Here is a 12,960-nt window from a genome sequence, read left to right on the forward strand (position 1 = left end):
ACCGGCAACCCGAAATTCCTTCAAGCAAGAAACCAAAACACTATACAATTGAAAGCCTGTCAAACCGCTTCCGACTAGGAGAAACACCGAAGAAACTCTTCGTTTTTTCCTCCTCGCCGCGGCGACTCATACAACTATACAGACCCCCAAACACCCCTGCAACCCGAAAAAGGGTGAAGTAGAACACAAATACAGGGGTTTAGGTTCATTCTGACTTGAACAGAGTACTAAAACCCCTAGTCAACGCAGGATAAGCCTCCCTAAAGTTCTTTGAAAAAAGTTTAAAAACCTTCAAAAGAGCTCAGAAAGCCTCCAGGAGCACATCCAAAGGACACCTTATAGAGGGAGCAGAAGATAGGAAGAGATAGAAAAGGAGGGCACCCCCTCACGGGGGCGCCCTCCTTATTCAAGCTACAGGGTTCAAGCTACAGAGCTACAGGCTGTAGCTCGCCAACTTCAAAACTCTAGTTCGCGGTAGCGCGACGACGCGACACATCGTACAGAGTAATGCCCACAGCCATCGCCGCGTTCAAAGACTCCATTGCCGAGTCAATCGGAATCGACACAATCTGATCGCAGTTCTCAGTCACCAGGCGGGACAGACCCTTACCCTCAGACCCAACCACCACGCACAGCGGCTCATTCGCAAGCTCCAGAGCCGGCAGCTCAATATCGCCACCGCCATCCAGACCAATCACGAAAATACCCTGTTCCTTGGCCTGCTGAATCACGCGAGTCAGGTTAGTCGCCATCGCAACAGGAATACGAGCAGCCGCACCAGCACTAGTCTTCCACGCACCAGCAGTCACAGCAGCCGAACGACGCTCAGGAATAATCACGCCATCACCGCTAAACGCGGACACGCTACGAATAATCGCACCCAGGTTACGCGGATCAGTAATACCGTCCAGCGCAACAAACAGCGGCGGAGTCGACAGCTTACCCGAGTGCCAACGCTCCATAGTATCCAGCACCAGGTCGGTAGCATCCGGGTACTTGTACGGAGGAATCTGCATCGCCACACCCTGGTGCACCGCACCATCAGTCAAACGATCCAGCTCGCTACGCGGAATCTCCAGCATCGGAATATTGCGCTTATTCGCAATAGTCATAATCTCGCGGACGCGGTCATCCACCTCAATGCGGCTCATAATGTACAGGTGCTTTGAGGGAATCTCAGTACGCAGAGCCTCCAGCACCGCGTTACGACCAGTCACCAGCTCATCGCTAGCACGCTTACCGCCCAGACGAGTCTGGAACTTACGGTTCGTACCGGTAGCAGCACGGCGCTCAGCCGCGCGCTTCATCTTATACGCCTTGTGATAAACGCGGTCCTCAGCCTTCGGAGTAGGGCCCTTACCCTCAAGCGCCTTACGGCCGTGACCACCGGTGCCCTTAGTAGCACCCTTCTTCTTGCTGGTAGCGCCCGGGCGCGAACCTGCCTTAGCCATTCTTCTCTTCCTTCGTCAAAGTTTTGAATACGAGTCTACGCGAGAGAACCCGCACGACCTAAGCCTTGCGCACAAACGCGGGGCACATCACCCTCTAGCCGACACTCCAAGTCGAACCATTCGCGCCGTCCTTCACCTGCACACCAGCAGACGCCAACAAGTCGCGCATCGCATCAGCCTTCGCCCAATCCTTCTGAGCACGAGCATCCGCACGCTCCGCCAACACAGCCTGAATCAGCGCGTCCAAAGCCTCATGCTCAGCACCCGAAGTACCCTCAGCGTTAAAGCTCATCAGCTGCGCCAGACCCAGAACCTCAGCCATAGCCATCACGGCGTTAGCCGCATCCGAAGCATCCTCACCAGCAGCAAGCGCAGCATTACCCGCACGAGTCTGCTCATGCAGAACAGCCAGGGCGCGAGGAATGTTCACGTCATCATCCATAGCCTCAGCAAAAGCCTCCGGAACCTCACGACCCGGCTTCAGCAAATCCTGAGTAGCAGCAAGGAACGCCTCAACACGCTCAATAGCGGTTGCCGCCTCCTGCAGAGACGACGGGCGGTAATCCAGCACCGAACGATAATGCGCGCTACCCAAGTAGTAGCGAACCACCAGCGGACGAGCCATTTCAAGCATCTGAGCCGGCGAAATCGTATTACCGATAGACTTCGACATCTTCTCACCCTCATAGGTGACCATGCCGTTATGCATCCAGAAGTTCGCGAAATCATCACCGGCAGCAGTCGACTGCGCCAGCTCATTCTCATGGTGCGGAAAACGCAGATCCAGGCCGCCACCGTGAATATCGAAACGCGAACCCAAGTACTTACCCGCCATCGCCGAGCACTCCAAGTGCCAGCCCGGACGGCCGCGACCCCACGGAGACTCCCACGAAGCAGTCAGCGGCTCACCCTCCTTATAACCCTTCCACAGGGCAAAATCGCGAGGGTCACGCTTACCGCGCGGATCAGCATCCGCAGAATCCTGCATATCCTCAACGCTCTGATTCGTCAGTGCGCCGTACTTATCCCACGAACGCACATCAAAATACACGTCACCAGAATCATCCAACGCCGGGTACGCGTGGCCGCGATCAATCAGACGCTGAATCAGAGCAAACATCTCCGGAATATGGCCGGTCGCGCGCGGCTCATACGTCGGCGGGTCAATACCCAACGCCGCATACGCCTGAGCAAAAACCTTCTCAAAACGGTACGCGAGCGCCCACCACTGCTCATTCGGGAACTCACCCTCAAAACCGGGCTCCATAGAATCAGCAGACTTCGCCAAAATCTTGTCATCAATATCAGTGACATTGCGGACCGTCGTCACCTTCAGGCCGCGGTAGCGCATCCAACGGCTCAACTGGTCAAACACCAGCGCCGAACGGATATGGCCCAGGTGCGGTTCACCCTGCACCGTAGCACCGCAATAGTAGATACGCGCCTCACCGGGCACGACGGGCTCAAACTCGCGAATAGTCGCGGAAGCAGAATCATAAAAACGCATAGTCACACTCTCATTCTACGGGGTCGGTTCAGACGCCGGGTCGGTAAATCAGCGATAGGTTACAGAATGGTTCAAAGCAACCAAACACCTACGAACGCGGATACACCAGCGCCGTCGCAATAGCAGCCACGCCCTCACCGCGGCCCGTCAAACCCAAACCATCAGTAGTCGTCGCAATCACCGTCACCGGGGCACCCGCCGCCTCGCTCAGCACGCGGTTCGCCTCCTCACGGCGCGGCGAGAACTTCGGGCGGTTACCCACCAGCTGAACGCTCACATTGCCAATCTCAAAACCAGCCGCACGCACAATCGCCGCCGCCTCAGAAAGAATGCGAACACCCGAAGCGCCCTTCATGTCCGGGCGGTCCACACCAAAGTTCGAGCCCAAATCCCCCGTACCCGAGGCAGCGAACAGCGCATCAGCGGCAGCATGAGCCACCACATCGCCATCAGAATGGCCGCTCAAACCACGCTCACCCGGCCAATGCAGGCCAGCAATATACAGAGGAGTGCCCTCCTCACCGAAAGCATGGACATCAACACCGGTACCAACACGAGGAATAACAGTCATTACAGGACCCTTCAATCGAACAAAATCTTCTCAGCGGCAGTGCCCGCCCCACTACAGAGGCAGGTATAGGAGGCGTTAGGCGGCAGGATTAGGAAGCAGAATCGCCATATAGCGCGCGAGCAACCCGCAAATCCATCGGAGTCGTCACCTTAAACGCATCCGCGTCACCGGCAACCGTCAGCACCGGCTCGCCCGCCGCCTCCATAGCCATCGCATCATCAGTCAGTAGCTCCGCTTCCTCGGGCGGCAGGGAGCGGCTACGCTCATGCGCCGCCAACAGGGCAGAGACCTCAAAACCCTGAGGAGTCTGCACCGCACGCATCTGCGCGCGCGAAGGAGTACCCGTCACCAGGCCGGCAGAATCCACAGTCTTCACCGTATCCACCACCGGCAACACAGGAATCACCGCACGCACAATACCCTGCGGACTCTCAGAACCCAGACCCTCAAGCACACGGTGATACACCTGCGGCGGAGTAAAAGCACGAGCACAATCATGAATCAGCACATAATCCACCGGAACCTGCGCATCCTTCAACGCATCCAACGCCGCAACCACCGAAGCAGTACGAGTATCACCGCCAGTGGTAATCAGCGCGCCGGCACGGCGGGCATCCTCCAAAAGCTCCGGGCAACTCACCGAACAATCAGCAGGCACCGTCACCACCACATGCTCAGCAACACCCGAAGCGAGCGCACCCTCCAACGCATAATCCAGCAGAGTACGATCGTGCACACGCACAGCAGCCTTCGGAATCGGCTCACCCAGGCGAGTACCCGAACCAGCCGACAAAACAATCACAGCAGTATTCGCCGCAGAAGCAGAAGTCATCAGTCTCTAGCCCGCCTACGCCTCGAACTTATAGCCCAAGCCGCGAACCGTCACCACATACTGCGGGGCAGAAGAGTCCGGCTCAATCTTCGAACGCAGACGCTTAATATGCACGTCCAGGGTCTTCGTATCGCCAACATAGTCGGCACCCCACACGCGCTCAATCAGCTGGCCGCGAGTCATCACACGGCCCACATTGCGCAGCAGAATCTCAAGGAGCTCAAACTCCTTCAGCGGCATAGAAATCTCTTCACCATTAACCGTCACCACATGGCGGTCAATATCCATACGCACCGGGCCGCCCTGCAGCACCGACTCAGTAGCAGAATCAGTCTCCGCCGAACGACGACGCAACACCGCACGGATACGAGCAATCAGCTCACGCGCAGAATACGGCTTCGTCACATAATCATCAGCGCCCAGCTCCAGACCCAGAACCTTATCCAGCTCAGAATCCTTAGCGGTCAGCATGATAATCGGGACCGAAGACACCTCACGCAGCTTACGGCACACCTCCATACCGGACATGCCCGGAAGCATCACATCCAGCAGCACCAGGTCCGCACCCTCGCGGTCAAACACCGGCAGAGCATCCAGACCGTTATCTACAACAATCGTCTGGAAACCCTCACGACCCAGCAAAAACGCCAGAGGATCCGAGAGGGCCTCTTCGTCCTCAACAATCAGAATTTTAGACATCAATAACTTCCTTCGATTCCATAAAACCTATACCGCTAACACTACACTGCGACCGGAGCCTCATTCAGCGGCAACGCCAACGTAAACGTCGAGCCCTCCTGCGGCATCGAACGAACCGTCACGCTACCACCGTGCTGAGTCATCACATGCTTCACAATGCTCAAGCCCAAACCGGTACCGCCCGTCTGACGCGAACGAGCCGGATCAACCCGGTAAAAACGCTCAAAAATACGCTTCTGCTCATCCTCAGGGATACCCACGCCCTGATCAGAAACCTCAACCAGCAGCTGATCAGCCACACGATGCACCCAAATATCCACCTTCGTATGCTCCGGCGAATACCGCACCGCATTCTCCACCACGTTCTGCACAGCAATACCGAGCAGCTCGGCGTCACCATACACCTCGGGGACCTCCTCGATGCGGGTAGAAATCTGGATGTCCTTCTCCTCCGCCACAATATGTGAACGATCCACCGCATCAGCCACCAAAGAAGGAACCGACACCGGACCACCACGCGCAATCACATCGGTCGACTGCAGACGCGAAAGCTCAATAATGTCACGCACCAGCGCAGAGAGGCGGCGAGTCTCCTTATGCAGACGACCCACAAAATACTCAATAGCCTCCGGGTCATCACTCGCCTGCTCAATAGCCTCAGCCAACAGACTCACCGCACCCACCGGAGTCTTCAACTCATGCGACACATTCGCCACAAAGTCATTACGCATACGCTGAACACGAGAAATCTCAGTGCGGTCATCAGCCAGCACCAGAATGTACTCATCACCCAGCGACGCAACACGCACATCCAGGACCAGCGCCTCGCCCTCACCGCGGTCAATTTCAAAGCTACGTTCCACAAAAATACCGCGATGACGCACCGTGCGAATCATATCCGCCAGCTCATCAGACGCCACCGTATGGCCACGCACCAGACCCATCGCATAAGCACCCGGAGAAGCCTGAACCACGCCGCCCACCTCATCAATCACCAGGTAGGCGCGACCAATCACAGCAAGCACCTGAGCGGCACCATCACGCAGCGCCGGCGCCGACACCAAGCTACGCTCCTGCTCACGCTCACTACGCGCCACCGCGTTCATGCTCAGGACGCCCACCAGCAGACCTATCATGCCCGCAATAAAGGCGATCAGACCGGCATCCATGTACTTCCCTTCTATTCGAGTACCCCACTCAGTATAAATGTGACCGATACCCAGCACTCAGGCGAGCGCGCCTCTTCTCAGACCGACTTCAGACCAACTCTCCGTGCAGAAACCTTGCAGAGAACGCAATGAGCCGCCCACCTTACCGGTGGGCGGCTCATCACAAACACAGGGGCGAAACCCTGTCGAAGGTATTACTTACCCTGGTTTGCTACGGCAGCAATAGCGTCCTTAGCAGCCTCGGGGTCCAGGTACTCGCCAGCCTTGACGGGCTTGAAGTTCTCATCCAGCTCGTAGTACAGCGGAATACCGGTGGGGATGTTCAGGCCAGCAATGTCCTCATCGGAAATACCCTCGAGGTGCTTGACCAGCGAACGCAGGGAGTTACCGTGTGCAGCAACCAGAACGGTCTTACCTGCTGCGAGGTCGGGCTTGATATCCGACTCCCAGTAGGGAAGCATACGGCCCAGAACGTCCTTCAGGCACTCGGTGCGGGGAGCGTTCTCAACATTCGCGTAGCGGGGGTCGTGTGCCTGCGAGTAGGGGTCGTTGTCGTCCAGCGGGGGCGGCGGAACGTCGTAAGAACGACGCCAAGTCATGAACTTCTCGTCGCCGTATTCCTCGCGAATCTCGGACTTGTTCTTACCCTGCAGAGCACCGTAGTGACGCTCGTTCAGGCGCCAGGTGCGCTTGACGGGAATCCACAGACGGTCCGCTGCATCCAGTGCAAGGTTAGCGGTGTTGATTGCGCGGCGCTGCAGGGAGGTGTGAACAACATCGGGGAGGATGTTGCGCTCTGCCAGCAGCTCGCCGCCGCGCTTAGCCTCAGCGCGGCCCTTATCGGTCAGGTTAACGTCCACCCAGCCGGTGAACAGGTTCTTCTCGTTCCACTCGGACTGGCCGTGGCGCAGGAGTACTAGTTTGTAAGTCATACCTCTATTTTTTCATTTACCCGCCGGTTTGTCATGCCTTAAGGCATAGAAAATATGCATTCTCCCAAAAATTTATAAGGGTCTTTTCTACCAGAAGAGGAACAGTAAAAACCGCGCCAAGACGCGGCAAAGCCCCGCACACCGTCCAACCGGAACAAACCCGACAGACGGCACGCGAGGCCTCACAACGTATCGCTCAAAGCGAGCGCACAAGCTAACGCTAGAAACGGCGGCGACCCACAGAAGGCCACACACCAGTCAAGAACACGCAGCTAATCACAGCAGCAACCAGCTGAAGAATCTGCACACTATTACCGCCACCAGTCACCGCAGCAAAAACGCTAAACAGCGACACCGCGGCAGCGCCACCGGTCAAAGCCAGCCAGGTGTTCTTCGGGCGCTTACCAGCAAATTCATAAGCATTAGCCGGAGACATCCACGCACGCACAAACGCCAGCACACCAACCACGGCAGCCGCAATAGCCAGCAACGTATCAACAAAAGTGGTCACATACCAGACCAACAGAATAGGAGACATAGTATTCCTTAGAATCAGCAGCTTCTCTAGACAACCCTAGCAAAGTGCCTAGCGGACAGCCTTAAAGGCCTCAACCAAGTCATTGTAAAGGTCATCAACGTTCTCAATACCCACCGACAGGCGCAGCAGGGACTCAGGAATCGAATCCGGCTCGTTACCGTGGCGACGGCGACGCTCCACCAGGGACTCCACACCACCCAGGGAAGTTGCAGGGGTCCAGACCTTCAGCGCCTCCACAACGTTACGGGCGCCCGCCGCGTCGGTATCCAGGGTGACGCAGAGAATCGCACCGAAACCATCCATCTGCTTCTTCGCGACCTCATGGCCGCGGTCGCTCTCCAGACCCGGGTAACGTACCTCGGTCACGAAGGGGTGCTCGTTCAGACGCTCAGCCAGTACCTGCGCGTTCTGCACCGCACGCTCCACGCGCAACGCCAGGGTACGCAGGCCGCGCAGACCAAGCCACGCCTCCACGGGACCGGGGATCGCGCCGTTGGTGATGCGGTGGTGCAGCATCGCCTTGTACAGCTCTTCATTCGAGGTGAGGGTCATGCCCAGCAGCACATCCGAGTGGCCCGCCAGGAACTTCGTTGCGGAGTGAACCACCACGTCAGCCCCCAAGCCCAGGGGACGCTGCAGAATCGGGGTCGCGAAGGTGTTGTCCACTGCGGTCACAATACCCAGGCGGCGGGCAGCAGTCAGCAGGGCGGGCAGGTCAGCGACCTCAAGCATCGGGTTGGTGGGGCTTTCCAGCCACGCCAGGACCTTCGGTGCCGAGTAGTTCACGTTCTCGGGGGTCACGCCAGCGCGGGATGCGGCGTCCTCCATAGCGGCGATAACGCTCTCGGTGTCTTCGATGTCCACGCGAACGAGCTCAATGATACCGCGACGCTCCAAATCCTTGCACAGGGTCACCGACGCCATGTACGCGTGCTTCGGAATCAGCACAATGGAACCAACCGGAACCAGGTCAATCACGGCAGCAACAGCAGCCATGCCGGAGGGGAACAGCAGACCCGGCTGGGATGCGTTCTCCAGCTTCGCCACAACCTCTTCCATGCCCTCCCAGGTGGGGTTCGAGAAGCGGGCGTACACGCGGTCCTGCTCAATATTGACGGCGTCTACACCGCGGTAGGTGGAAGAAAGAACGATCGGGGGGTTCACCGGCGCGTCATGCTCGTGTGCCGGGCGGCCGCCGGAGACGACGAAGGTCTCGGCGGAGTAATTCATGTCGTGGTTATCTGCACTCATGCCTTTAAGCCTGGCACACCCACGCCCAGAACGCACGCCCACGCCGGTGACGGTACACAGGATTTACATGTTTTTTACCTGTAAGCGCACTCAACGCTGTTCGGACCCGTCGCCGAAGCCACACTGAGGATTTGGGCAGACCCGGTACCCTTAAGAAGTGATGGATACTCTCAGCTACACCCCCGATGCCCAGAATCTTCCCGCCGACCCGACCGGTCGCCGCGGGCTTTTTATCGTGGTCGAAGGAGGCGACGGCGCCGGCAAAACCACCCAGCTCACCCTACTGAATGAGGCACTACGCGACCGCGGATACCGTGTCATCACCACCCGCGAACCCGGCGGCACCGAGATTGGCGAAAAGCTGCGAGCGCTCGTCCTTGAGGCAGGTCAGGGCACTATTGACGACCGCACCGAGGCGCTGATTTTCGCGGCGTCCCGCGCGGCGCACGCCTCCCAGCTGATTCGCCCCGCGCTCGCTGAGGGAGCCATTGTACTGTGTGACCGCTATATTGATTCTTCTGCCGCGTACCAGGGCGTAGGCCGTGACCTGGGCGTTGAGACCATCGTCGATTTGAGCCGCTGGGCCACCGCCGATCTGGTACCCGACGCAACCCTGCTGTTGAGCGTGCCCCTGAGTGCCGAGCAGGAACGCATGGACCAGCGCGGCACCGTTGATCGTATTGAGGCTGAGGGCACGGCGTTCAAGGCGCGTATTCACGGCGCGTTCGAGCAGATTGCCCGCGAGGACGCTAACGGCTCGCACCGCATCATTGACGGTGTGGGCACGATTGAGCAGGTGCACGCGCGCGTGCTTGAGGTGATTGAGCCTCTGCTTGCCGCCCGCGAGCTGGTCCGCACCCCGCAGGAGGACGCATGAGTCTCTGGGATACCCTGCTGATTCCCGCCGATAAGCTCCAGCAGCTACGCGCAGACGCCGCAGCTAGCCGTCCCACGCACGCTTGGCTGTTTACCGGAGCGACCGGCGCGCCTCACCGTGAGGCGGCAAAGGTTTTCGCCGCCGCTCTGCTGTGCGAGCAGCCCGACCCGCAGAACCGCGGCTGCGGCCAGTGCAAGGGTTGTGTGACCGTCATGAACGGTTCGCACGCGGATTTCACACACTTTAGTACTGAGTCGACGCAGATCAGCATTGATGAGGCACGCGAGCTGGTCATGAAGGCTCAGGACCGCCCGACCGTGGGTCGTTGGCGTGTGATTTTGGTGGAGGACACCGAGCGCATGCCGGAGCGCACCTCCAATGTGTTGCTCAAGGCGATTGAGGAACCGCCGCCGCATACGATTTGGCTGTTGACGGCGCCCTCCCCCACTGACGTGCTAGTGACGATTCGTTCGCGATGCCGTCCGGTGCAGTTGCCGGTTCCGAGCGATGCGCAGGTGCACGAGTATCTGCTGGCGCACGGCGTGGCTGACCCGCTGGCGCAGCGTGCGGCGCGCCTGGCTCTGGGCGATGCGCAGGAGGGGTACCGTTTGGCGACCGATGAGCAGGCGATGGCTCGTCGGGAGCTGATTACCTCCCTGATTCTGAATGTTCGTTCTATTTCTTCGGCTTTCAACGCCGCTGAGAAACTCACCGACCTAGCCGACCAGGACGCCCAGGCCGTCTCCGCTCTCAAAGATGAGCAGGAGCGCCAGGAGCTACTGGCTCTGCTGGGTATCCGCGAGAGCGAGCGGGTTTCGCCGTCCTTGCGAGCGCAGGTTCGCCGCCTGGAGGAGCAGCAGAAGCGCCGCGCTAAGCGCGTTTCTTCGGATACGCTATTGCGTTCTGTGGCTCAGGTTCAGACGGTTCTGCGTGATGCGTTGACGGTGGCTCTGTCTGCGCAGGCTCCGCTGGTCAATGAGCATTTGCGCGAGCCTCTGGAGGCATTCTGCACCCGCCGTTCCGCCCAGCAGCTACTGGAAGATGTGCAGGCGGTTGAGCTGACTCTGCGTCGCCTGCGGACGAACGCGAACGCGCGTCTGGCGCTTGAGGCGTTGATGAGCCGCTTCGTGTATTAGTAGCTTCTTGGTAGCTCATACAGCACAAGGGGAGGCACCGAAGAAATATTCTTCGATGCCTCCCCTTTTTCTATTGGTTCTCAGTGCCCCTAGAGTTTAGTTGCGGAATCGAGCTTAGTTGCGGAAACCGTGAACCGGCGAGGGAATACGGCCGCAACGGGCGATAAACGCCTCCGCGCTCGGGGTGTGGGTCGGCATGACGGGTGCTCGACCGAGCAGGCCGCCAAATTCGACCATGTCGCCTACGCCCAGGCCAACCGCCGGGATGACGCGGACCGCGGTGGTCTTGTGGTTCATCACGCCGATTGCTGCCTCATCGGCAATCATTGCGGCGAGGGTAGAGGCGGGGGTATCGCCGGGAACCGCGACCATGTCCAGGCCAACGGAGCAGATGGCGGTCATTGCTTCGAGCTTGTCGAGGGAGATGTGTCCGGCGGCTGCGGATTCAATCATGCCGATGTCCTCAGAGATCGGGATGAAGGAACCGGAGAGACCACCGACGTTCGAGCACGCCATGAGGCCGCCCTTCTTCACCGCATCGTTGAGCAGTGCGAGTGCCGCGACAGTGCCATGGGTACCGACGGTTTCCAGACCCGTTTCCTCGAGGATGTGCGCGACCGAGTCGCCAATCTCTGCGGTGGGTGCCAGGGAGAGGTCAATAATGTTGAAGGGTACGCCCAGACGCTTGGAGGCGAGGGTACCGACCAGCTGGCCAACGCGGGTAATCTTGAAGGCTGCCTTCTTGATTTCTTCGGCGCAGGTGTCGAAGGATTCGCCGCGGACCTTCTGCAGGGCGCGGTGCACCACGCCGGGGCCGGAGACGCCCACGGAGATGGTGGTGTCTGCCTCCTGCACGCCGTGGAATGCGCCCGCCATGAAGGGGTTGTCGCTGACGGCGTTTGCGAAGACGACGAGCTTGGCGCAGCCGAAACCGTGCGCGTCCGCGGTCAGGTCTGCGGTGGCGCGGATGGTCTCGCCCATGAGCTTGACGGCGCTCATGTTGATGCCGGCGCGGGAGGAGCCAATGTCTACGGAGGAGCAAACCACGTCGGTTTCTGCGAGCGCTCGCGGGATGGAGCGAATCAGCTTTTCGTCGGCGGGGGTCATGCCCTTGTCGACGAGGGCGCTGAAGCCACCGACGAAGTTCACGCCGACTGCCTTGGCTGCCGCGTCGAGGGTGCGGGCGAATTCTACGTAGTCCTCATCGCCGGAGGCGCCTGCCACCAGCGCGATGGGGGTGACCGCGATGCGTTTGTTGACAATCGGGATACCGAGCTCGGCCTCGATGCCTTCGCAGACGCTGACGAGGTTCGCTGCGCGGCTGGTGATCTTGTCGTAAATCTTGCGGCGGGCTACTTCGCCGTCGGAGTCGGCGCAGTCGAGCAGGGAGATGCCCATGGTGACGGTGCGAATGTCGAGCTTCTGCTCCTCGATCATTCGGATAGTTTCAAGAATATTGTCGTTCATCATGGTGGTCGCCTAGATGGTGTGCATTGCCTTGAAGATGGATTCTGCCTGGATGCGAATCTGCACCTTCTGTTCGTGTTCGACACCGGCCATGGCTTCCTGCAGGTCGATGAGGTTCTGCTGGGTTTCATCGAAGGAGCAGTGCATAATCATGGTGAAGTATTCGCCCATGATGGTCTGGGAGACGTCCAGGACGTTGACCTTGCGTTCGGCGAGGGTTGCGGTCACGGCGGCGATGATGCCTTCGTGGTCAATGCCTGTGACGGTGAGGATGATCTTCACGGTGTTCTCCTAATGGTTTGGCTGCGCACCTGGGGGATTCGTGCATAAACGCACAGGTATACGCATATTTATAAGATCAATTATAGGTTACTCAGAACACATTCTGCAGGGGGAACACAAAAAGCCGCCGTTACTCACGCTGACGGGACATAAAAAATCCACGCCTCCCCGGTCTGAATAAATACAGGGAAGAACGTGGATTCTTTATTAGCTTCGTTAGCGGAGCGACCTATTTTTGATGCCCCTTA

Annotated in this window: 13 protein-coding genes; 2 read left to right on the top strand and 11 right to left on the bottom strand. The window is 58.7% G+C overall.

The window, feature by feature from the left end; all coding sequences use genetic code 11:
• Positions 1-464: 464 nt before the first annotated feature.
• The 9 genes from rlmB to RWZ58_RS02025 form a co-directional block, all read right to left on the bottom strand.
• A complete protein-coding gene (rlmB, locus tag RWZ58_RS01985) occupies positions 465-1,451 on the bottom strand; it encodes a 23S rRNA (guanosine(2251)-2'-O)-methyltransferase RlmB (protein ID WP_070593018.1) in 987 nt (328 codons plus the stop codon).
• Between the two features lie 94 nt (positions 1,452-1,545).
• On the bottom strand, positions 1,546-2,964 hold the full coding sequence (cysS, locus tag RWZ58_RS01990) for a cysteine--tRNA ligase (RefSeq protein ID WP_314657044.1): 1,419 nt from the start codon (positions 2,962-2,964) through the stop codon (positions 1,546-1,548).
• A gap of 82 nt (positions 2,965-3,046) precedes the next feature.
• A complete protein-coding gene (gene ispF, locus RWZ58_RS01995; protein ID WP_049354501.1) occupies positions 3,047-3,529 on the bottom strand; it encodes a 2-C-methyl-D-erythritol 2,4-cyclodiphosphate synthase in 483 nt (160 codons plus the stop codon).
• 88 nt (positions 3,530-3,617) lie between these two features.
• The gene (ispD, locus tag RWZ58_RS02000; RefSeq protein WP_314657046.1) at positions 3,618-4,361 is read right to left on the bottom strand and encodes a 2-C-methyl-D-erythritol 4-phosphate cytidylyltransferase; all 744 of its coding nucleotides are present in this window, start codon (positions 4,359-4,361) and stop codon (positions 3,618-3,620) included.
• 15 nt (positions 4,362-4,376) lie between these two features.
• The gene (locus RWZ58_RS02005) at positions 4,377-5,060 is read right to left on the bottom strand and encodes a response regulator transcription factor (protein ID WP_005507150.1); all 684 of its coding nucleotides are present in this window, start codon (positions 5,058-5,060) and stop codon (positions 4,377-4,379) included.
• 41 nt (positions 5,061-5,101) lie between these two features.
• On the bottom strand, positions 5,102-6,229 hold the full coding sequence (locus RWZ58_RS02010; protein ID WP_070833235.1) for a cell wall metabolism sensor histidine kinase WalK: 1,128 nt from the start codon (positions 6,227-6,229) through the stop codon (positions 5,102-5,104).
• Positions 6,230-6,423: 194 nt separating this feature from the next.
• The gene (locus tag RWZ58_RS02015; protein ID WP_294642459.1) at positions 6,424-7,161 is read right to left on the bottom strand and encodes a phosphoglyceromutase; all 738 of its coding nucleotides are present in this window, start codon (positions 7,159-7,161) and stop codon (positions 6,424-6,426) included.
• Between the two features lie 220 nt (positions 7,162-7,381).
• A complete protein-coding gene (locus RWZ58_RS02020; protein ID WP_314657047.1) occupies positions 7,382-7,699 on the bottom strand; it encodes a DUF2516 family protein in 318 nt (105 codons plus the stop codon).
• 48 nt (positions 7,700-7,747) lie between these two features.
• On the bottom strand, positions 7,748-8,950 hold the full coding sequence (locus RWZ58_RS02025; RefSeq protein ID WP_314657049.1) for an aminotransferase class I/II-fold pyridoxal phosphate-dependent enzyme: 1,203 nt from the start codon (positions 8,948-8,950) through the stop codon (positions 7,748-7,750).
• Positions 8,951-9,110: 160 nt separating this feature from the next.
• Between RWZ58_RS02025 and tmk the strand changes: the two genes are divergently transcribed.
• Positions 9,111-9,827 (top strand): dTMP kinase, encoded by a 717-nt coding sequence (tmk, locus tag RWZ58_RS02030; protein WP_314657050.1) that lies wholly within the window; start codon positions 9,111-9,113, stop codon positions 9,825-9,827.
• A complete protein-coding gene (locus RWZ58_RS02035; RefSeq protein ID WP_314657052.1) occupies positions 9,824-10,963 on the top strand; it encodes a DNA polymerase III subunit delta' in 1,140 nt (379 codons plus the stop codon). The genes tmk and RWZ58_RS02035 overlap by 4 nt, the downstream gene beginning before the upstream one ends.
• Positions 10,964-11,077: 114 nt before the next feature.
• On the opposite strand, the gene RWZ58_RS02040 is transcribed toward RWZ58_RS02035, so the two are convergent.
• Positions 11,078-12,433 (bottom strand): PFL family protein, encoded by a 1,356-nt coding sequence (locus RWZ58_RS02040; protein ID WP_314657054.1) that lies wholly within the window; start codon positions 12,431-12,433, stop codon positions 11,078-11,080.
• Positions 12,434-12,442: 9 nt separating this feature from the next.
• Positions 12,443-12,712, bottom strand: a complete 270-nt coding sequence (locus RWZ58_RS02045; RefSeq protein ID WP_294641240.1) for an ACT domain-containing protein — start codon at positions 12,710-12,712, stop codon at positions 12,443-12,445.
• Positions 12,713-12,960: the final 248 nt, after the last annotated feature.

The sequence above is a fragment of the uncultured Rothia sp. genome (assembly GCF_963544205.1).
Lineage (GTDB): Bacteria > Actinomycetota > Actinomycetes > Actinomycetales > Micrococcaceae > Rothia.

Coding starts and splice junctions, on each gene's coding strand:
- RWZ58_RS02010 (WP_070833235.1), bottom strand. CDS start 6,229: ATGGATGCCGGTCTGATCGCCTTTATTGCGGGCATGATAGGTCTGCTG.
- RWZ58_RS02040 (WP_314657054.1), bottom strand. CDS start 12,433: ATGATGAACGACAATATTCTTGAAACTATCCGAATGATCGAGGAGCAG.
- rlmB (WP_070593018.1), bottom strand. CDS start 1,451: ATGGCTAAGGCAGGTTCGCGCCCGGGCGCTACCAGCAAGAAGAAGGGT.
- tmk (WP_314657050.1), top strand. CDS start 9,111: ATGGATACTCTCAGCTACACCCCCGATGCCCAGAATCTTCCCGCCGAC.
- RWZ58_RS02020 (WP_314657047.1), bottom strand. CDS start 7,699: ATGTCTCCTATTCTGTTGGTCTGGTATGTGACCACTTTTGTTGATACG.
- ispD (WP_314657046.1), bottom strand. CDS start 4,361: ATGACTTCTGCTTCTGCGGCGAATACTGCTGTGATTGTTTTGTCGGCT.
- RWZ58_RS02035 (WP_314657052.1), top strand. CDS start 9,824: ATGAGTCTCTGGGATACCCTGCTGATTCCCGCCGATAAGCTCCAGCAG.
- ispF (WP_049354501.1), bottom strand. CDS start 3,529: ATGACTGTTATTCCTCGTGTTGGTACCGGTGTTGATGTCCATGCTTTC.
- RWZ58_RS02015 (WP_294642459.1), bottom strand. CDS start 7,161: ATGACTTACAAACTAGTACTCCTGCGCCACGGCCAGTCCGAGTGGAAC.
- RWZ58_RS02025 (WP_314657049.1), bottom strand. CDS start 8,950: ATGAGTGCAGATAACCACGACATGAATTACTCCGCCGAGACCTTCGTC.
- RWZ58_RS02005 (WP_005507150.1), bottom strand. CDS start 5,060: ATGTCTAAAATTCTGATTGTTGAGGACGAAGAGGCCCTCTCGGATCCT.